Below are 21,157 nucleotides of genomic sequence, written 5' to 3'. Positions count from 1 at the left end.
GAGATCCGCTGAGGGCGGATCGGGGGTGGGCGCCGGATGTACGACCTCGCGGATGACCCACCGGACCGCGCGGGGATACACTTGGCCTCGCATTCCCGACCGACGACGAGGAGCGGCTGCGCCTGATCTCCATGGGTGCAAACACTGTCGCCAGCCCGATGCGGTCGGTACCGAAACTAGAGTGTGGTTGCCGCAATGGGTACTGAACAGCAAGCCGGGGCTGTAGAGCGTTCGCAGACTGGGTTACGCCAGGAACTGATCCAGGACATCACCGATTTCGGCAGGGAGCTGGAGGCGTGGCATGCGATCTACGAGCAGATGACGCCTGGTCCCTTCGAGGGCTACATCCGCGAGCTGTGGATCGGCGAGGGGCTGGAGATCCTTTGGGAGAAGGGTAGCCAATCCATCTTCACGACTGGAAGAAATGCTGCAGGGATGCTCACGCTCGGGGTACCGATCGTGGGGGGGCGGAGCGGCACCTATTGCGGGATGGCCCTCGACGGGAATGCGATCGGATATCTGCCGGGCGCCACCGATTTCGAGATATTTTCCCGCGAAGAACTCGACATGGTCTCGGCGACGTTTTCCGAGGAATTGCTCGATGCCTTCGCAGCGGAGCGTGGCGAAGCGCTCCGCTGCGAGATCCATCGACAACCGATGGTGCTCGCGCGCAAGCGCGAGGCGGAGCTGTTGCGACGGATGTTGCTCGAGATCGTGCGCGCGGTCGAAGCCATGCCCGAACTGCTCGACATCGATGCTAGCCGACGGGCGATGCGCAACTGTGTCCTGTCACTGGCAGCGGACATGCTGGGCAAGGATACCGGGCGCAACACGTGGGATCTGCATCCCGGCATCAAGGGGTGGTTGGTGCGCAGCGTCCGCGATTACGTGCTTGACCAACCGCAGGCTCCCCTCACCGTGGTCGATCTGTGCAAGCAGTTCGGCGTGTCGCGCCGCGCTCTGCAATACGCGTTCCAGGAGCAGACGGGGCTCAACATCGTCCTCTTCCTGCGCAATGCCCGTCTGAACGCGGTGCGGCGCGAAATCCGCCGTAGCGGAGGCTCCACTGCGGAATCGACAGCCGATGTCGCCGCACGCTGGGGCTTCTGGCATCAGTCGCGTTTCTCCGAATACTATCGCGCGCTCTTCGGCGAACTGCCCTCGGAAACCCGGCGACGCGCCGCGAGCCGGTAAACGGCCACCGCCTGTCCGTCGGAGAGGAGGGCCTCCATCGGCGGCCGTTTCGGTACCGCAATGTTGCGTCGCAGCGTCACTTTCTTGCCAAAAGCGGATAACCCGCTTCGAGACCGTCCTTTTAGTCTTCGTTGCACGCCGGCTTGAACGGCGGCTTCCCAAAACAAGCGCTGTCGCACACGTATGCGGCGGAATGCACGGAGACAAATCAGCATGGCCAAGCTACCCCCGGGCGACCAGGAGGTCGGTACCCGTTCCGCGTCACATCCCGATCCACAGCACCCGGCGGCGGAAACGGGCGCATGGTCCCGACGCGATTTTTTCAAGCTGGCCTCGGCCGCAACCGCAGGAGCAGTCCTCCCGGCGCAGGCAGCGGGCAAGACAGCCGGACGCGGGGACACGGACTACGACGTGGTCGTCGTCGGCGGGGGCTTCGCCGGTGTGACGGCCGCCCGGGAGCTGTCGCGGCGCGGGGCCAGGGTGCTTTTGCTGGAAGCCCGCAACCGCCTGGGCGGGAGGACCTTCTACAGCAGTTTCGGCGACAGGAAGGTCGAACTGGGCGGCACCTGGGTCCATTACACCCAGCCGCACGTGTGGGCGGAGGTGATGCGCTACGGCATGGAGATCGTCGAGACGCCGGGTGTCGCGCATCCCGAGCGGGTCATGTGGCTGTCGGAAGGCAAGGTGCTCGAGCTGCCGGTGCAGGAAAACTGGAACCTGCTCAAGGACGCGCTCGACCGCTTCCACGAGCAGACGCCCGAGGTGTTCGATCGCCCCTTCGTTCCCCGCATGAAGGAGGCCGGCAACCGGCTCGATCACCTGTCCATCGCCGACCGGATGGCACAGATGAAGATGTCGCCGGCCCAGCGCGACCTGATGAACGCGATGATGGCCACCAACTGCCACGGGCATGTGAGCACCGCCGCCTATACCGAGATGTTGCGCTGGTGGTCGCTGGTCGATGGCGATGCGGTGCGCCTGGTCTATAGCTGCGCGCGCTACAAGCTGAAGGCGGGCACGTCGGCATTGATCGATCGCATGACGGCCGACGGCAAGTTCGAGGTACGGCTTTCCTCGGTCGTCGCCGAACTGCACCAGGATGCGAGCCGTGCCGCCCTCGTGACGGAACAAGGCGAACGCATTTCCTCGCGCTTTGTGGTGATGGCGGTGCCGGTAAACACCACCGGCCTGATCGACTTCCAGCCGCCGCTGCGGGCTGGCAAGCAGGCGATGGCGCGCGAGCATCACGCCGGCAAGGGCCACAAGGTCTACATCAAGGTCAAGGGCAAGCTCGATTCCCTGCTGTTCTTCGCCCCCGAGACCGAACTCTTCACGATGGTATTCACTGAGCAGGCCGGCGCCGACGGCGGCGTGCTGGTCGCGTTCGGGCCGCCGACCGACGGCAAGGTCGACATCAACAATCCGAAGGCCGTCGAGCCCTTCATCCGCAAGTTCCTGCCGGACTTGAGCGTCGAGCAGGTGCTGACCTACGACTGGCATCTGGATCCCTACTCGCTGGGAACATGGTGCACCTACCGGCCCAACCAGTTCAGCCGCCATGTCGACGATCTGCGCGCGCGCGAAGGGCGGGTGTTCTTCGCCGGGGCGGACATCGCCACCGGCTGGCGCGGCTTCATCGACGGTGCCATCGAGTCGGGCCTGCAGGTGGGTCAGCAGGTTGCGGTGGCGCTCGGCGCCAACAGCTGACCCGGGGGCGACATGCACAACACCACACGCGCCAGCCAGCTCGTGGCTGCGGTCGTGCTCGCCGCCAGCCCGCCGGCGAATGCGGCAGGGCCGGCCGAAGCGGCATTCATCCAGTGTGCCGCCTGCCATCAGGCCGAGAAGGGCGCCGCCCACGGCGTCGGCCCCAACCTGTTCGGCGTATTCGGCAGGGAAAAGGCCGCTGCGCCGGATTACGTGTTCTCGCGGACGCTGCGCAAGCAGGGCGGCGTCTGGACGGAAGCCGAACTGCACCGCTGGCTCGAGAACCCGCAGGCGTATGCGCCCGGTACCAAGATGGCATATGGCGGACTCAAGGACGAGGCCGCCCGCCAGGCCGTCATCGATTTCCTCAAGACCTTGCGCTGAGCTGCGCACCCAAGCCCCGCTGCATCCAGCAGATTCAACCCAGGAGAGAAACCGTGAAGTTCAGATTCATCGCGACGATGGCCGCCACCGTGGCCGTTTCGGGTAGTGCGTTTGCCGCTGCTTCGACCGAATTCGACAAGGCGGTCACCGAACGCTACCGCGCGGTGGAAGCCGCGATCGAGGCCCGCGACGGCAACCGCTGGTTCGACGTGCTCTACAGCAAGGACATCGTGCTGACGGGTGAAGGCACCAAGGAGGTGATCCGCGGCCGCGACGCGTTGCTCCCGGTGATCGCCGGGATCGTGAAGGGAACCGCGAGCTGCAAGCTCATTCCCGACGGTGCGCGGCGGTCGTCCGGCGACATCGGCTATTCCTTCGTGACCTACGACTGCAAGCCGGCCGATGCGACGGCGGCCAATTACCAGGTGCGTGCGCTGTTCGTCTGGCAGCGCGAGAAGGCCGGCTGGCGGGTGGTGGCCGAGAGCTACACGATGGGCGGGATGTAGTCGCCCGGCGCCCCACACCAAAACGATAAAGAGAGGAGACAGAAAATGAAGCGCTACACCATGACTGTTGTGGCCGCGGCGATCGTGCTGGCGGCACAGCCCGCCGCCGCGGCGGAAGATGTGGAGCGGCTCGGACGCGACCTGACGCCGCTGGGCGGCGAGCGGGCCGGCAACAAGGACGGGACGATTCCGGCCTGGCAGGACCGGAGCGTGCTCAACCCGGGCTGGAGCTACGGTAAGCCGCGCGGCGATTTCTTCCGTTTCAAGGACGACAAGCCCCTGTTCGTCATCGATGCGGCGAACGCGGACAAGTACGCCGACACGCTCACCGAGGGGCAGAAGGCGCTGCTCAAGACCTTCAGGAACTACAAGCTGGAGGTCTATCCCACCCATCGCCATTGTTCTGCGCCGGATTTCGTCCAGCAGAACACCAAGGCCAACGTCGGCAGCGCCAGGATCGGGCCGGACGGTTGGAGTCTCGCCGATGCCACTGTGCCGGGCATCCCGTTCCCGCAGCCGAAGAGCGGGATCGAGGTGCTGTGGAACGCCAAGATGAAGTACGCGGGCGTGGGCCTCCTGATGCCTACGGTATGGGTGATGCTGTCGCCGCGGGCCAGTGGTGGCGACTGGATCGAAGCCAAGGCCAGCCAGGCCTACCACTACCCCTGGGGCAAGAAGGGGTCTGCGAGACTGAGCGAGCAGGCGCCAGTCGAGTACTACACCTACTTCAACTACGCGTCGCCCACCGCGCTTGCCGGCCAGGCACTGATCCTCACCTCCTATCTCAATCAGCCCAGCGAGACCTTCTACTACTTCCCCGGACAGCGCCGGGTGCGGCGCATGCCCAGCTACGCCTACGACGCGCCGCAGGTGGGCTTCGAAAACCAGTACACGGTCGACGAGCCGCGCGTGTTCAACGGCACGCCCGACCGCTACGACTGGAAGCTGGTGGGCCGGAAGGAGATGTACATCGGCTACAACGGCTTCGGCATGTACGACCCCGGCGCAGACCGCCGCAAGGTGATCTCCCCCGATGGTGTCGATCCGAAGGCCGCCCGCTACGAGCTGCATCGGGTGTGGGTGGTGGAGGCGACGGTGAAGGACGGTGTGCGCCATGTCGCCCCCAAGCGCCGGTTCTACGTCGATGAGGATTCCTGGTCCCTGGTGGGGGCGGAGGACTATGACGCGCAGGGCAAGCTGTGGAAGGTGCGCGAGAGCTTCGTGATTCCGGTGGCGGAGACCGGGGCCTGTGACAACCCGGCGTTCGTGCAGTACGACCTGAGTTCGGGGAGGGTGCTCTACGACCAGGCGAGCCTCGGTGCCGGGCAGGATCTGAAGTGGCTGACCGAGCCCGACGATCCGAAGCTGAAGGAGAGCTTCTACACCGCCGACAACCTGCGCACCATAAGCGATCGCTGAACCAGGGAATTCCTCTTCAGCCAGTCACCGCTATCCGCTCCGCCGCGCGTGGGAAGTGTCCCACGCGGCGGTTTCACCAAGGGATCACGACATGTACGCACACCTGAAGAAGCAGGTGTTGGGCTTCGCTTTGGCCGGCGTTCTTGCGCCAGCGGCCCACGCTTTCCAGTTCGAAAACGAGTGGTTCAACGGTTCGCTCGACTCCACCCTGACGCTGGGCTTCGGCCAGCGGGTAGAGGGCCAGCGTTGCAGCCATATCGGCGACGTCTCCGGCTCATGTGGCGGTAATGCCAACACGCCGGTGTGGGGAAATGCCGACGACGGCAACCTCAACTACGACAAGGGCGATTTCTTCACCGCCCATCTGAAGGGCTCCCATGAGCTGCTGCTCAATTTCCCCGACGAATGGAAGTTCATGGGGCGCGTGGGTTGGTTGTATGACTTCGCTGCGCACGAGACGGCGCGCACCGATCTCGACAGCGAGGCCAGGCGCGAGGTGGGGCGGTATGTGCGGCTTTACGACCTGTGGGTCAGCAAGGCTTTTGATATCGGCGATCAGCGCGGCCGGGTGCGTCTGGGTAACCAGGTCATAAGCTGGGGCGAGAGTCTGTTCATGATCGGTGGCATCAACGCCAACGTCGCGATGGATCTCCAGCGGCTGTCGTCGCCCGGGGTGCAGCTCAAGGAGGCCTTCCTGCCGTCGCCGATGGTGAGTGTTGCTGCCGGGCTTGGCGGCGGAGTCAATCTGGAGGCGTACTACCAGTTTCAATGGAAGCCATATGCCTTCCCGCCCTCGGGGACCTATTTCTCGATCGGCGACACCTTCGACAAGGGGCGCGACCACCTGCTCTATTTCACCCCCGATGCGGCGAGCAGGATCCGCACGGCGGGGGATCCGCTCTATGGCATGAGCCTGCCTGCGGCGCGTGCCGCCATGCTGGCCGCGGGCGAGGCGCTTCCGGTGGGGCGCGACGACAAACCGCGCGATGAAGGCCAGTTCGGCGTTTCCCTCAAGTTCCGCGCCGAGGCGCTCGACGCCGACATCGGTCTCTACTACCAGCGCTATCACGACAAGACGCCAAACTTCCAGTACTGGAACGCAGGGGCCACACGGACCAGCGTCTATTACAAGGAGGACCGCGAACTCTACGGCATCAGCGCCAACACCTCGCTCGGCAGTTGGGCCGTGGGGGCGGAACTTTCCTACCGGCCCAAGGACGCGGTGTCTTTGAGTGCCTGTTCCGATATGGACGGCAGCGGCGCCGTCTTTGGCGTCGCATGCAACGGCTCGGTCGACGAGGAGCGCTATCAGCTCCACCTCACCGGGATACTCAGCCTGACGCCAAGCGACCATGGCTGGTTCCTCGACCTCGTCGGCGCCCAAACCGGGACCTTCCTCGGCGAGGCGGTCGCCATCGCCTATCCCGGCGTCAGCCGGAACAAGGTCTACACCCGGACCACCAACGGTGTTACCTATCAGCAACTGGTCGCCTCCGGCGCATGGACCCACCTCGACGCCAACGGCAACCTGGTCGGCAAGGGCGACGAATTGTCGTGGGGCTACATGTTCGACTTCAGCCTCACTTACGACGGCACGCTGATACCGGGCTGGCAGGTCATTCCCGGCGTGTTCGTCTCGCACTCGGTCAAGGGCAACACGCCCAACTTCATGGCGAACTGGGCGGAAGGCGCGAAGTCGGCCAACTTCTACGTGCTGTTCAACCGCAATCCCGCCAGCTGGCAGGCCGGCATCAACTACACGAAGTTCTGGGGTGGCGAGTCTTCGGTCAGTGCGCCGCTCCGCGATCGCGACTTCATCGGCGGCTTCGTCTCCAGAAACTTTTGATGCGGGGTCCCCGCCGGTGGCGGGGGCTGCAATGCACTCTCCCGGGTAAGACCATGCTCAATCCGTTCAAGGTCGACGACGTCGACGCGTTCCTGACCAGCACGCTCAAGCGGCTGGAGGACATCTGCTTCCGGCGACGTGGTGCGATTCTCGTCGCGTTTGCCCTGTTCACCGTGGCAATGGGCTATTTCGCCCACCAGCTGCGCATGGATGCGGGGTTCGAGAAACAGATGCCGGTCGGGCACGAATACATCCAGACGTTCAACCAGTACCGCGAGGAGGTTCTCGGCGCCAATCGTCTCAATGTCGTGGTGAAGGCGCGCGAGGGTTCCATCTGGACGGCGCCGGCGCTCGGCCGGCTGTACGAGGTGACGCAGGCGGTGAGCTTCCTGCCGAGCGTGGACCGCCTCGGCGTCCAGTCCCTGTGGACGCCGAACTCCTTTGTCAATGAAATCACCGAGGAAGGCTTCCGCGCCGACCCCTTGATCGCCGGCACGATCTCGCCGCGCGATCTCGATGACAGGGCTATTGCCGACATCCAGCGCGCGGCGAGCCAGGGCGGCTTCGTCGGAACCCTGGTCTCGCGCGACCAGACCAGTGCGATGATCGTCGCCGAATTGCTCGAACGCGACCGCGACGGCCATGCCCTCGACTACGTCGCCTACAACCGGCTGCTGGAAGAATTGCGCAGCCGCTACGAGGACGACAGGTTCGAGATCCAGATCATCGGTTTCGCCAAGCAGATCGGCGACATCGCCGACGGAGCGTCGGCGGTGCTGGAGTTCTGCGCCATTGCCCTGGTGCTGACCGCGCTGGCGGTGTTCTGGTATTGCCGCTCGGTGCGCTTCACGCTGCTGCCCATCGCGTGCTCCTTCACCTCGCTGGTGTGGCAGTTCGGCACCTTGAAGCTCCTGGGCTTCGGTCTCGATCCCTTGGCGGTGCTCGTGCCCTTTCTGGTGTTTGCGATCGGCGTCTCCCACGGCGTGCAGCAGATCAATTTCATCGTGCGCGAGCTATCGCACGGCAAGACGTCCGAGGAGGCGGCGCGTGCCAGTTTCACCGCATTGCTGATCCCGGGCACGCTGGCGCTGATCACCGCCTTCGTGTCCTTCGTCACGCTGATCCTGATTCCCATCCCGATGGTGCGCGAGCTGGCCATCACCGCGTCGCTCGGTGTCGGCTACAAGATCGCCACCAACCTGGTCATGCTGCCCCTGGCGGCCTCGCTGTTCCGCTTCGACCGGGCCTACGCCGACAAGGCGGTGCTCAGGCGCGAGAGGCGCGCCGGCGGGCTGCGATTGCTCGCGCGCGTGGCCGAGCCGCGCAATGCCGCAATCACCATCGTCATCACGCTGGCGATCTTCGCCGTCTCGGTGTGGCAAAGCGCCGACCGGGTGGTGGGCACGGTGCAGCCGGGCGCTCCCGAATTGCGGGCCGATGCCCGCTTCAACCGGGACACGGTTTCCATTGCGGCCGGCTACGACACCGGGCTGGACTGGCTGACGGTGATCTTCGAGGCGCCGCCCGAATCCTGCGAGCGGGTCGAGGTCGGGCTTTATCAGGACCGCTTCGTCGCTGCCATGCGGCATGTGCCCGGCGTGCTGTCGGCGCTGTCGTTCAGCGGCCAGTTGCGGACCTATAACGAGGGCTACAACGAGGGCAATCCCAAGATGTCGGTCGTTCCGCTCGACCCCGCCAACTATGCCGCGCTCGCCGCCGAGATCGGACGGGTACGCGGTTTCATGAACAAGGATTGCAGCATGACCGCCGTCCATCTTTTCCTGACCGATCACAAGGCGAGCACGATCAACGCCGTCATCCGCGAGGTGAAGGCCTTTCGCGAGCGCGACCGGGTCGAGGGCGTGAGGGTGCGGCTGGCCTCGGGCAATGCGGGCGTGCAGGCGGCGGTGAACGAGGAGGTGCACAAGTCGGAGATGCCGATGCTGCTTTACGTGTACGCCGCCATCGTGGTCCTGGTCGCCATGGTCTACCGCGACTTCCGCGCGGTGATCGCATGTTGCCTGCCGCTGACCGTCGGCACCTTTATCGGCTACTGGTTCATGAAGGAACTGGAGATCGGGCTGACGGTGGCGACCTTGCCGGTAATGGTGCTGGCCGTCGGCATCGGCGTCGATTACGCGTTCTACATCTACAACCGGCTGCAACTGCACCTGGCTTACGGACAGAGCATCGTCAAGGCGCTGGAACACTCCATTCTCGAAGTCGGCATGGCCACCATCTTCACTGCGATCACGCTGGCCATCGGCGTCGCGACCTGGATGTTCTCCGAGCTCAAGTTCCAGGCGGACATGGGGAAGCTGCTTGCCTTCATGTTCATGGTGAACATGGTCATGGCGATGACCGCCTTGCCCGCTTTCGCCGTGTGGCTGGAGCGCATCTTTCCCCGCAGGACGCCGGTGCGGGCCCCCGGCATCCTGGCTCACTGAACGGGAGCGACACTGATGAACATGAATTCGGCCAACACTTCCCGGCTGGGCGTCTTGCTCGCTGCGCTCCTGTTTCCCGTCGTCGTCCATGCCGATGCCGGGCTGGCGTCCCCTGCGGCCTTGAGCCCGCGTGCAGCCGAACGCACCGCGAACGCTGCCAGGGCGATGATGCTCGACGCCGAACGGGCGGGTGACCGCCTGGTGGCCGTTGGCGACAGGGGGGTGATCCTGTTGTCGGACGATCACGGAAGAGCTTGGCGCCAGGCAGCACGGGTGCCGCTGGACGCTACGCTGACTGCGGTGTCTTTCGTCGATGACCGGTATGGCTGGGCTGTCGGCCATTGGGGAGCCATCCTGCATACGGAGGATGGCGGCGACACCTGGACCACGCAGCGGATCGACACCGACGAGGACAGGCCGCTGTTCTCGGTCCGCTTCCTCGACCGCCAGCGCGGGGTGGCCGTGGGGCTGTGGTCGCTGATGCTGCGCACGGTCGATGGCGGCAGGACGTGGACCGAAGTGAGCTTGCCCTCACCCGAGGGCAGGCGGGCCGACGCCAACCTGATGCACATCTTTTCCGACCGCAGCGGCGCGCTGTATGCCGTGGGCGAACGGGGTTCGGTCTTCCGCTCGCGCGACGGCGGCGACAGCTGGACCGCTCATGCCACTGGTTATCGCGGAACCTTCTGGAGCGGAACAGCGCTCGACGACGGCGCGCTGATCGTTGCCGGCATGCGCGGCAGCCTGTACCGGAGTGTCGACCAAGGCGCGCACTGGATGGCCATTTCCACCGGGTCCGGCAGCTCGATTACGGATGTCGTGCAAATCGGCGGCAAGGTGTTCGCTGTTGCGCTTGACGGCGTCACGCTTGAGAGTAGCGATGACGGACTGCACTTCACGTTACGCCAGCGCGCTGATCGCCTGTCGATGACGGCCGCGGTGGCGACCGGCCGCGAGCAGCTGACGATCTTCTCGCGGACCGGCGTACTCGCCGATCGTCCATGAGCGCGATGTGCCGATCGTGAGGTGCGCTTCGGGGGCGCCGGGCCGGAGGGTACGACTGGCACGAATGCATCGTGATCCGCGCCGTGGGGGATGACGCGCAACCTCCCCGAGCCGTCTCCAATTCATGGTGAGCCTTCCGGCGGGAGGCGGCTCCTTCGGCCCGCTTTGGGCCAGCCGCTCGGCATGCGTCGAGCGGCCACTTTTCTCTTTCACCTGCTGGCATCGAGCGGCAGAGCCGCTGCCTTTTCGATCGTCGATCCGGCTCTAGCCCCCGGGCTCGACCCCCCTCCGCACCATGTCCACCATGGCGTCGGCGATGTCCTTGGGGCTGCGGCGGCCCTCGCGATACCACAGATAGATCCAGTTCATTCCGCCCAGCAGGAAGAGCCGCAGCAGCGAGCGATCGGTGCCTGCGGCCACCGGCAGGGCCTTGATCAGCTCGCGGAACACTTCCTCGTAGGATTCGCGGTAGGGCTGGATCTTGGCGAGCAGTTCCTGGTTGCCGGTGAAGGACAGGCTGTGGCCGGTGATGCGGTCGACCGGCGAACCTTCGACGATCCCGCTCACGTGCACCTCGCAGGCCAGCCGCAGGCGATCCCAGGGGTCGCTGCCTGTCTCCGCCGCCGCCCGTACCCGTGCCAGCACGCGCTGGAAACCTTCGCGATGCACCGCGAGGTAGAGCTCGTCCTTGGACGGAAAATAGTGATACACCGAGCCGGGTAGCAGGCCGACCTTGCGCGCGATGTCGCGGATAGAGCTGCGGTCGTAACCCTGTTCGGAAAAGAGTTCGGCCGCCGCGTTCAGGATCAGTTGCCTGCGTTCCAGCGGTTCGCCGCCGCTGTCGCTGGCGGCTTCCTTGCCGCCGGCGTCGTTCGCCGTCTCGCCGCGGGCCAGCCGCGCGCTCAGTTCGCCGCGCTCCAGCAGGCGGCGCTGGCTTTCGGTCAGTACCTCCACGCCCTCGCTCGCCTGCTCGGCCAGCGCCTGCAGGCGTTTCACCGCCGTCTCCAGCCCGTGCTTCTGCCAGATGTAGCGCACGCCGGAGGCGGAGATCTGCAGCCCGGCCAGGCGCAGGCGTTCGGCGACCGCGGCCTGGCCGAGTTCGGGTTCGCGGAGGGCGAGGGCGAGGATCTCGCTTTCGACGTCGCGGCTGTCTGTATGGGCTTCCGCCCTGGGTAGAGCCTGGTTCATCGCTGTGCTTTCTTTGCGTTTGCAGAGGTGGGGCCGCATCTGGGTGCTGCATCCAGGCGCCGGTCGGCCGGCGTGAATCATAGCGATCGCATCGCCTTCCTGCAGCGTCGGCTTACCCGTAACATAGAACTAACTAATCAATTGAACAAGTGTTTGACAAGCTAGTTTTTGGTCGCTACATTGCACACATACCGGTTACACCACCGGACCGATCGCCAAGAGCGGCACAAGCCGCCGAGTACAGGTCGGGACGCTACGAGACGTCGAATCAGGAGGAGTCACTGATGTTGCATCTTCACAGCCCCGCCGGCGCGCCCCGCGCCATGTCCACGGTCACACAACTGCGACCCGCAGCCACGCCCTGCGCGGCGGACGCACGCGCGCTCCGCCGCTCTTCGCTGGCTGGCTGAAGCCAGTCCCCCTCAATTCCTACTAGCTTCCTGGCTGCGTGCCGGGAGGGTCGGGGTTCGCCATGGATTTTCAGATAGCGCTGTTGCTGGGACAGGACGGCATCACCAACGGAGCGATCTACGCGCTGCTGGCACTGGCCTTGGTGCTGGTGTTTGCGGTCACGCGGGTGATCTTCATCCCGCAAGGGGAATTTGTCGCGTACGGCGCGTTGACGCTGGCGATGATGCAGGCGGGCGGGGTGCCGGCGACGGTGTGGCTGCTGGTGGCGCTGGGGGTGATCGCAGCGCTGCTCGACGGGCGCGCGGCGCTGCAGTCGGGCCAGACGAAGAAGCTCGGCGGCATCGTCGGCTGGAATCTGGCCTATCCGCTGGTGCTCGCGGGGCTGCTGATGGCGCTGCCGCTCAAGACGCTGCCGCTGGCCGCGCAGGTGCTGCTCGCGCTCGCGGTGGTGGTGCCGATGGGGCCCTTCATGTACCGCGTGGTGTACCAGCCGATCGCCTCGGCGCCGGTGCTCATCCTGCTGATCGTCTCGGTCGCGGTGCATGTGGGCATGGTCGGCCTGGGGCTCTTGTTCTTCGGTGCCGAAGGCCAGCGCACGCCGCCCTTCAGTGAAGCCCGCTTCGAAGTCGGCCCGCTGCTGGTGTCGGGGCAAACCATCTGGGTGATCGTAGCCTCCCTCGCGCTGATCGCCGCGCTCTACCAGTTCTTCGAGCGCACCCTCTACGGCAAGGCGCTGCGCGCCACCGCGATCAACCGCGTCGGCGCCCAGCTGATGGGGATTTCGCCCGCGCTCGCCGGCAAGCTCACCTTCGTGCTGGCCGCCTTCATCGGCGCGCTGTCGGGCGTGCTGATCGCACCGATCACCACCATCTACTACGACACCGGCTTCCTGATCGGGTTGAAGGGCTTCGTCGCCGCCATCATCGGCGGGCTGGGCAGCTACCCGCTGGCCGCCGTCGGCGCGGTGCTGGTCGGCCTGCTCGAAGCCTTCTCGTCCTTCTGGGCCAGCGCCTACAAGGAAGTCATCGTCTTCACCCTGATCATCCCGGTGCTGCTGTGGCGCTCGCTCACCAGCCACCACCTGGAGGAAGAAGAATGAGCGCGCCGCTGCCCGAATCCCGCGTGAGCCCGCCCGCGGCGAAGTCCGCCGCCCGGCCGCCCCTCACCGTGGTGCCTGCCCAACAACCGACCACCGGGTCCGCCATGTTCTCTCCCCGCGTCATCCTCGGCGTCTTCCTCGCGCTGCTCGCGGTGGCCCCGCTGGTGCTGCCGCCCTTCTACGTCACGCTGCTCAACTACATCGGCCTCTACGCCATGGTGGCGCTCGGCCTGGTGCTCTTGACCGGTGTCGGCGGCCTCACCAGCTTCGGCCAGGCCGCCTTCGTGGGGCTGGGCGCCTACACCACCGCGCTCTTGTGCACCGCCACCGATCTGCCCGCCTGGCTCGCCTGGGCCGGCGGTTCGCCCTGGCTGGCGCTGGGGGTGGGCCTGGTCTTCACCGCGGTGGTCGCGGTGGTGCTCGGTTCCCTCACCCTCAAGCTCTCCGGCCACTACCTGCCGCTGGGCACCATCGCCTGGGGGATTTCGCTGTACTTCCTGTTCGGCACCATGGAAAGCCTGGGCGGCCACACCGGCCTCACCGGCATTCCGCCGATCTCGATCTTCGGCTGGGTGCTCGACCAGGGTGAAGAGATCTTCTACCTCATCTGGGTCTTCCTGCTCGCCGCGGTCTTCACCACCCAGAACCTGCTCGATTCGCGCGAAGGCCGTGCCATCCGCGCCTTGAAGGGCGGCATGGTGATGGCCGAAGCGATGGGCGTCGATACTTCGCGTTCGCGCATGATCATCTTCGTGATCGCCGCGCTGCACGCCTGCGCCTCGGGCTGGCTCTACGCCCACATGCAGCGCTTCGTCAATCCGACCCCGTTCGGCCTGCACATCGGCATCGAGTACCTCTTCATGGCGGTGGTCGGCGGTGCCGGCCACGTCTGGGGTGCGCTGGTCGGCGCCGGCGTCATCACCGTGCTCAAGCAGTGGCTGCAGGACCTGCTGCCCAAACTCTTCGGCCAGTCGGGCAACTTCGAAGTCATCGTCTTCGGCCTGATGATGGTGGTGGTGCTGCAACGCGCCCGCGACGGCCTGTGGCCCATCCTCACCAAGCTCGTCCCGCGTAGTTTGGTTGCGGGGGCGAAGCGGAAGACGTTGGACGCCGCCGCCAAGGAGCTGCCGCGCCGCGAACTGCCCAAGAAGGGCGAGCTCATCCTCGAAGCCAAGAACGTCACCCGCAAGTTCGGCGGCCTGGTCGCCAACAACAACATGAGCCTCGAAGTGCGCGCGGGCGAGATCCTCGCGCTGATCGGCCCCAACGGCGCCGGCAAGAGCACCATGTTCAACCAGATCTCGGGGGTCGACACCCCGACCTCGGGCGAGGTGCTGTTCCGCGGCAAGCCGGTGGCCGGTCACGACTCGCGCGAGATCGCACGGATGGGCATGAGCCGCAGCTTCCAGCACGTGAAGTTGCTTCCGACCATGAGCGTGCTCGAGAACGTCGCCATCGGCGGCCACCTGCGCGGCGACAAGGGCGTGATCAGCTCGGCCTGGCGCATGGACCGCGAAGAAGAGTCGCGCCTCCTGGCAGAAGCGGCCCGCCAGATCGAGCGCGTGGGCCTCGCGGAACACATGTTCGACGAAGCCGGCAGCCTCGCGCTCGGCCAGCAGCGCATCCTCGAGATCGCCCGGGCGCTCTGTTCCGACCCCTGCCTGCTGCTGCTCGATGAGCCCGCCGCGGGTCTGCGCTTCAAGGAGAAGGAAGCGCTGGGCGAGTTGCTCAGGAAACTCAAGGCCGAAGGCATGGCCATCCTCTTGGTCGAACACGACATGGACTTCGTCATGGGCCTGGTCGATCGGGTGGTGGTGATGGAGTTCGGCGAGAAGATCTCCGAGGGCCTGCCGGAAGACGTGCAGAAGGATCCGAAGGTGCTCGAAGCCTACCTGGGCGGGGTGGAGTAAATCATGGCGAACGAAACCAAGAACAAGGTGCTGGAGATCCAGGACCTGTGCGTGGCCTACGGCAAGGTGGAAGCGCTCACCAACGCCAACCTGACGGTGGGCGAAGGCCAGATCGTCACCGTGATCGGCCCCAACGGCGCGGGCAAGACCACGATGCTCTCCGCGATCATGGGCGTGCTCAACTCCAAGGGCAAAGTCCAGTTCGACGGCAGCATCGAAGCGGTGCCGGAAGTCGAACGCATGGTGGCGCGCGGCATGAACCTCGTCCCCGAGAAGCGCGAACTCTTCGGCGAGATGACGGTGGAGGACAACCTCACGCTGGGCGCCTTCCAGCGCTACCGCATGGGCAAGCGCGACCACGGCCAGACCATGGAGGAGGTGTATCACCTCTTCCCGCGCTTGAAGGAAAGACGCAGCCAGCTTGCCGGCACGCTCTCCGGCGGCGAGCGCCAGATGCTGGCGGTGGGCCGCGCGCTGATGGCCAAACCGAAGCTCCTGATGCTGGACGAACCGAGCCTGGGCCTGGCGCCGCTGATCGTGCGCGAGATCTTCCGGATCATCTCGGAGCTCAGACGGCGCGGGGTGTCGATCCTGCTGGTCGAGCAGAACGCGCGCGCGGCGCTGCAGGTGGCGGACTACGCCTACGTGCTGGAGACCGGCCAGATCGCGATGGAAGGGCCGGCCTCGCAGCTGAAGGACGATCCGCGGGTGATCGAGGCTTACCTGGGGCTGGGGGGCAAGCATCAGGAGATGTTGGCGACTTGAGTCGGAAAGAAAGAAACCGGGGCGGGGAAAACCCGGGCAGGACAGTAGAAGGAAGCAGCGGCAACACCACACAAGAGCGGCACATCGATGCCGCCGGCAACAGTAGCGAAGCAGCAGGCCCACGGGCCGGCATCCATTCCTAGGAGGAAACATGAAACTCAACAAACTCGCAGTGGCAGTCTCGGTGGCATCCCTGTTCTCCATGCCGGCCTGGGCCGACATCAACGTGGGGATCACCGTGTCGGCGACCGGCCCGGCGTCCGCGCTCGGCGCCCCGCAGAAGAACACCGTTGCCCTGCTGCCGGCCACCATCGCCGGTGAGAAGGTGAACTGGATCGTCCTCGACGACGCCACCGACCCGACCCAGGCCTCCAAGAACGCCAAGAAGCTGGCCGAGGAAGACAAGGTCGACGTCATCATCGGTTCCTCCACGGTGTCCAACACCATCGCCGTGACCGAGATCGCGGTCGAGTCCAAGACCCCGCTGCTGGCCCTGGGCCCGGTGGCGACGCTGCCGGCGGAGAAGGATCACTGGGTGTTCCGCATGCCCCAGCACAACGCCATCATGGCCGGCGCCATCGCCGAGGACATGGTCGCCAACGGCGTCAAGAGCATCGGCGTGATCGGCTTTGCCGACCCCTACGGCGAAAGCTTCATGGCCGAGATGAAGAAGGCCGCCGAAGCCAAGGGCATTCCGCTGACGGTGACCGAGAAGTTCAACCGCGCCGACACCTCGGTGATGGGCCAGGCGATGAAGCTGATCGCCGCCAAGCCGGACGCCGTCCTCATCGTCTCCTCCGGCACACCCTCGGCGCTGCCGCACTCCACCCTGGTCGAGCGCGGTTACAAGGGCCGCATCTACCAGACCCACGGCGCCATCGGCCGTGACGTGCTGCGCGTCGGCGGCAAGGCCCTCGAAGGCGGCATCTTCGTCACCGGTCCCATCGTCGTTGCCGACCAGCTGCCCGACAGCAACCCGATGAAGTCCGTCATCAACAGCTACGTCAAGAGCTACGAGGCCAAGTACGGCGCCGGCACCGTCGGTCCGCAGGGCGCCCACCTGTGGGATGCCTACCTGATCCTCAACAACGCCGTCCCCACCGCCAAGGCCAAGGCCAAGCCGGGCACGCCAGAGTTCCGCGCCGCGCTGCGCGACGCGATCGAGGGCACCAAGAACGTGGTGGGCGTGCATGGTGTGTACAACATCAGCCCGACCGACCACTTCGGCCACGACGCCCGTGCGCGAGTGCTGGTGAAGGTGGAAAACGGCGCCTACAAGCTGATGCGCGCCGAGTAAGACGACAGGCAAGGGAACGGGGAATCCTATGGAAACGGTAATTCGTGACGTTGGCCGGATGTTTGCCAAGCCGGTCGTCAATGTCGAAACGCGCGGCGATGGTTCGCGCATCCTGCGGTCCGGGATTCCGCTTCCCGACGCCTATGCCCGCTGCGTCGGCGAATGGGTGGAGAAGTGGGGCAAGGAAACGCCCGACCAGCTCTTCCTCGCCGAACGCGACGCGACCACGGGCGAGTGGCGCAAGATCACCTGGGGCGAGACCCGCCGCCGGGTGGTCGGCATCGCTACCTGGCTGCTCAATCAGAACCTGTCGGTCGAGCGGCCGGTGGTGATCCTGTCGGACAACTCGATCGAGCACGCGCTGCTGATGCTGGCGGCGATGCACGTCGGCGTGCCGGTGAGCTCGATCTCGCCGGGCAACTCGCTGATGTCCAAGGACCACGCCAAGCTCAAGGGCAACATCGAGCTGCTGCGTCCGGGCGTAATCTTCGCCGACCCGGTAGAGAAGTTCGGCCCGGCGCTGGCGGCGATCCGCGAGCTGCACGACGGCGTGGTGATCGCCGGCCGCAACAGCCAGCCCACCGAAGGGACCGTGCCCTTCGCCGAAATCGAAGTGGCGCCGGACGAAGCGGCGGTGATGGCGGCGTTCAACGCGATCACCCCCGACACCATCGCCAAGTTCCTGTTCACCTCCGGCTCGGTCGGCGTGCCCAAGGCGGTGATCAACACCCAGCGCATGATGTGCTCCAACCAGCTCGCCAAGGAGTTGGTGTGGCCCTTCCTCAAGGAAAACCGGCCGGTGCTGGTGGAATGGCTGCCGTGGAGCCACACCTTCGGCAGCAACCACAACCTCAACATGATCCTGCGCTGGGGCGGCACCATCTGGATCGACGATGGCAAGCCGACCCCGGCCGGGCTGGACAAGACCGTGAAGAATCTCAAGGAGATCTCGCCCACGGTGTATTTCAACGTGCCACGTGCCTACGACATGCTGGTGCCGCTGCTGCGCGAGGACAAGCAGCTGCGCGAAACCTTCTTCGCACGCCTCAACCTGATCTTCTACGCCGGTGCCGCGCTGCCGCACCACCTGTGGGAAGGCCTGGAGGATCTCTCCGAGCAGACCACCGGCCACAAGGTGACCATGGTGTCGTCGTGGGGCTCGACCGAGACCGCGCCGATGTGCACCGACTGCCACTTCGAGGCCGAGCGCCCGGGCGTGATCGGCGTGCCGGTGCCGGGTACCGCGCTGAAGCTGGTGCCCTCGGCCGACAAGCTGGAAGTGCGGGTGAAAGGCCCGAACATCTTCCCCGGCTACTGGAAGCAGCCCGACATCACCGCCAAGTCCTTCGACGACGAAGGCTATTACCTGATCGGCGACGCCGTGGAGTTCGTCGATGAAGCCTGCCCGGAGAAGGGCCTGCTGTTCGACGGCCGTGTCGGCGAGGACTTCAAGCTGCTCACCGGCACCTGGGTGCACGTCGGCTCGCTGCGCGTGGCCGGCATCGACGCGATGAAGCCGGTGGCGCAGGACATCGTGGTGACTGGCCACGACCGCGACGAGATCGGCTTCCTGGTGTTCCCCAACATTCCGGAATGCCGGACGCTGTGCCCGGACCTGCCGCCCGACGCCGACATCATCGACCTGCTGATGAACCCGGCGGTGCGTCAGCGCGTGCGCCAGGGCATGGCGCTGATGAAGCAGATCGGCGGCGGCTCCTCCACCTATCCCTCGCGCGCGCTGCTGATGGCCGAACCGCCGTCGGTCGAGGCGGGCGAGATCACCGACAAGGGTTACATCAACCAGCGCCTGGTGCTCAACCGCCGTGCAGACCTGGTCGAGTACCTGTACCAGGACGTGGTGGACAAGACGGTGATCACCGTCCATTTCCCCTCTGAGCCCCCGAGGAAAATGAGAATGAGCGAACAACTGGTCAAGACTTCGGTCGAGGACAGCATTTACACCATCACCCTGGCGCGCCCGGAGAAGCGTAACGCGGTGAGCGACCGCCTGCTGGCCGCGCTCGAAGCCGCGCTGATCGCCACGCCGGAAGGCACCCGCGCGATCATCCTGGCGGGCGAGGGCGAGCACTTCTGCGCCGGGCTGGATCTGTCCGAACACCAGCACCGCGAACCCTTCGGCGTGATGCTGCATTCGCGCGGCTGGCACCGCATCTTCGACCGCATCCAGAACGGCGGTATCCCGGTGATCGCCGCGATGCAGGGCGCGGTGATCGGCGGCGGGCTGGAGCTGGCCACCGCCACCCATGTGCGCGTCTCCGAACCCAACACCATCTACCAGCTGCCCGAAGGCCGCCACGGCATCTTCGTCGGCGGCGGCGCCTCGGTGCGGGTGGCCAAGATCATCGGCCCCGGCCGCATGTGCGAAATGATGCTGACCGGCCGCATCCTCGACGCCGACGAAGGCCTGCGCCTTGGCCTCGCCCACTACCTGGTCGGCCCCGGCGAAGCGCTGGCGAAGGCGCAGCAACTTGCCCGCCGCATTGCCGAGAACGCGCCGATGGCTAACTGGGCGATGGTGTCCGCCATCTCCCGCATCGACAACATGGCCACCGACGACGGCTTCTTCGTCGAATCGCTGACCGCCGCACTGACCCAGACCAGCCCCGAAGTCGCCGAGCGCATCGGCCACTTCCTCACCCGCAAAGGCAAGGGACCGCAAAAATGAGCAATCCGTACTCCGCATCCGAAGCCGCCGCGCTGACGACTTCCTACGACGACATCTGGCTGGTGGCCGGCCAGCGCACGCCCTTCGCCGACTACAACGGCGTGCTGCGCGACGTTTCGCCCACCGACCTCGCCATCTACGCCGCGCGCGCGCTGTTCGAGAAGAGCGGCATTCCGGCCTCGGCCATCCAGGCCATCATCGCCGGCAACATGGCGCAGGCGAGCTTCGACGCCTACTTCATGCCGCGCCAGATCGGCCTGTATTCGGGCGTCAATCCCAACGTGCCGGCGGTGCTGGTGCAGCGCCTGTGCGGCACCGGTTTCGAGGCCATCCTCACCGCCGCCGACCAGATCAAGCTCGGCAAGGCCAAGGTGGCGCTTGCGGTCGGCACCGAGTCGATGTCGCGCAACCCGGTGGCCGCCTACACCCACCGTGCCGGCTTCCGCATGGGCCAGGTCGATTTCCGCGACTTCCTATGGGAAGCGACCAAGGACACGTCCTTCGGCGGCAGCATGGGCGACACCGCCGAGAACCTCGCCAAGCGCTACGGCATCAGCCGCGAGGAAGTCGACCGCTTTGCCGAGCTGAGCTTCGCGCGCGCGGTGGCGGGCTGGGAGTCCGGCTACTTCGACGGCGAAGTGAGCGCGGTGGTGAACAGCAAGTGGGATCTGGAAGGCTACAACAGCCGCGGCCTCAAGCTCGCCGACCGTGCCGAGCGCTGCGAGCGCGACGGCCATGTGCGTGCCACCTCCTTCGAGACCCTGCAGAAGCTCAAACCCGCCTTCGGCGGCGTGCAGACCGGCGGCAACAGCTCGGCCATCGTCGACGGCGCGGCCGCGGTGATCGTGGCCCACGGCGACTGGGTGCGGGCAAACGGCATCAAGCCGTTGGCGCGCATCGTCGCCGGCGCCGCTGTGGCGGTGCCGCCGGAAATCATGGGCATCGGCCCGGCCCCGGCGATCCGTGCCGCGGCCAAGACCGCCGGCCTGACCGTCGGCGATCTCGGCCGCATCGAGATCAACGAAGCCTTCGGCGCCCAGTACCTCGCCTGCCAGCGCGAACTCGGTTTCGACACCGAGCGCGGCAACGTGCATGGCGGCGCCATCGCCATCGGGCATCCGCTGGGGGCCTCGGGCGTGCGTCTGACGACGACCGTGGCGCGCGAGCTGAAGGAAGCGGGGGTGCAGTACGGCGTGTCGTCGGCCTGCGCCGGCGGCGGGCAGGGCGTGGCGATCGTGGTGGAGAACGCGGGCTGACTGCTCCCTCCCCTTCAAGGGGAGGGTTGGGGTGGGG

The 21,157-nt window shown here is 65.9% G+C and carries 15 protein-coding genes; 14 read left to right on the top strand and 1 reads right to left on the bottom strand.

Annotated elements, in window-relative coordinates; genetic code table 11:
• Nucleotides 1–195 precede the first annotated feature (195 nt).
• The 8 genes from CJ010_RS15855 (at nt 196) to CJ010_RS15820 (ending at nt 10,508) form a co-directional block, all read left to right on the top strand.
• Nucleotides 196–1,194: a helix-turn-helix domain-containing protein gene (locus CJ010_RS15855; protein ID WP_141018932.1), complete on the top strand. Its 999-nt coding sequence runs from the start codon at nt 196–198 to the stop codon at nt 1,192–1,194.
• Between the two features lie 213 nt (nt 1,195–1,407).
• Complete coding sequence (locus CJ010_RS15850; RefSeq protein ID WP_141018931.1) at nt 1,408–2,901, top strand: NAD(P)/FAD-dependent oxidoreductase; 1,494 nt, start codon at nt 1,408–1,410, stop codon at nt 2,899–2,901.
• A 12-nt stretch (nt 2,902–2,913) separates the two neighbouring features.
• On the top strand, nt 2,914–3,285 hold the full coding sequence (locus tag CJ010_RS15845) for a cytochrome c family protein (RefSeq protein ID WP_141018930.1): 372 nt from the start codon (nt 2,914–2,916) through the stop codon (nt 3,283–3,285).
• 53 nt (nt 3,286–3,338) lie between these two features.
• Nucleotides 3,339–3,791, top strand: a complete 453-nt coding sequence (locus CJ010_RS15840) for a nuclear transport factor 2 family protein (RefSeq protein ID WP_240794382.1) — start codon at nt 3,339–3,341, stop codon at nt 3,789–3,791.
• Between the two features lie 45 nt (nt 3,792–3,836).
• Nucleotides 3,837–5,210, top strand: a complete 1,374-nt coding sequence (locus CJ010_RS15835; RefSeq protein WP_141018929.1) for a DUF1329 domain-containing protein — start codon at nt 3,837–3,839, stop codon at nt 5,208–5,210.
• 91 nt (nt 5,211–5,301) lie between these two features.
• Nucleotides 5,302–7,056 carry a DUF1302 domain-containing protein gene (locus tag CJ010_RS15830; protein ID WP_141018928.1) on the top strand — a complete coding sequence of 585 codons (1,755 nt, stop codon included), beginning with the start codon at nt 5,302–5,304 and terminating at the stop codon, nt 7,054–7,056.
• Nucleotides 7,057–7,109: 53 nt separating this feature from the next.
• Nucleotides 7,110–9,503: an RND family transporter gene (locus CJ010_RS15825; RefSeq protein ID WP_141018927.1), complete on the top strand. Its 2,394-nt coding sequence runs from the start codon at nt 7,110–7,112 to the stop codon at nt 9,501–9,503.
• A 15-nt stretch (nt 9,504–9,518) separates the two neighbouring features.
• Nucleotides 9,519–10,508, top strand: coding sequence for a YCF48-related protein (locus CJ010_RS15820; protein WP_205754798.1), 990 nt, complete (start codon nt 9,519–9,521; stop codon nt 10,506–10,508).
• Nucleotides 10,509–10,772: 264 nt separating this feature from the next.
• Here the strand turns inward: CJ010_RS15820 and CJ010_RS15815 are convergent, their stop codons facing one another.
• Nucleotides 10,773–11,696, bottom strand: coding sequence for a TetR/AcrR family transcriptional regulator (locus CJ010_RS15815; RefSeq protein ID WP_141018926.1), 924 nt, complete (start codon nt 11,694–11,696; stop codon nt 10,773–10,775).
• 472 nt (nt 11,697–12,168) lie between these two features.
• Here CJ010_RS15815 and CJ010_RS15810 point away from each other — a divergent pair, with 472 nt between their 5' ends.
• From CJ010_RS15810 to CJ010_RS15785, 6 genes are all read left to right on the top strand, one after another.
• Complete coding sequence (locus CJ010_RS15810) at nt 12,169–13,206, top strand: branched-chain amino acid ABC transporter permease (protein ID WP_141016480.1); 1,038 nt, start codon at nt 12,169–12,171, stop codon at nt 13,204–13,206.
• Nucleotides 13,207–13,310: 104 nt separating this feature from the next.
• Nucleotides 13,311–15,116, top strand: a complete 1,806-nt coding sequence (locus CJ010_RS15805) for an ATP-binding cassette domain-containing protein (protein WP_141020734.1) — start codon at nt 13,311–13,313, stop codon at nt 15,114–15,116.
• Nucleotides 15,117–15,119: 3 nt separating this feature from the next.
• Entirely contained in the window at nt 15,120–15,881 is a 762-nt protein-coding gene (locus CJ010_RS15800) for an ABC transporter ATP-binding protein (RefSeq protein WP_141018925.1), read from the top strand.
• Between the two features lie 151 nt (nt 15,882–16,032).
• Nucleotides 16,033–17,178 (top strand): ABC transporter substrate-binding protein, encoded by a 1,146-nt coding sequence (locus CJ010_RS15795; RefSeq protein WP_141018924.1) that lies wholly within the window; start codon nt 16,033–16,035, stop codon nt 17,176–17,178.
• A gap of 28 nt (nt 17,179–17,206) precedes the next feature.
• Complete coding sequence (locus tag CJ010_RS15790) at nt 17,207–19,864, top strand: crotonase/enoyl-CoA hydratase family protein (RefSeq protein ID WP_141018923.1); 2,658 nt, start codon at nt 17,207–17,209, stop codon at nt 19,862–19,864.
• Entirely contained in the window at nt 19,861–21,120 is a 1,260-nt protein-coding gene (locus tag CJ010_RS15785; protein ID WP_141018922.1) for a thiolase family protein, read from the top strand. The genes CJ010_RS15790 and CJ010_RS15785 overlap by 4 nt, the downstream gene beginning before the upstream one ends.
• Nucleotides 21,121–21,157 lie beyond the last annotated feature (37 nt).

This window comes from Azoarcus sp. DD4 (assembly GCF_006496635.1).
Classification (GTDB): domain Bacteria; phylum Pseudomonadota; class Gammaproteobacteria; order Burkholderiales; family Rhodocyclaceae; genus Azoarcus.
The sequence above is the reverse complement of the archived record's forward strand: the minus strand, read 5'-3'. Positions and strand labels throughout refer to the sequence as shown.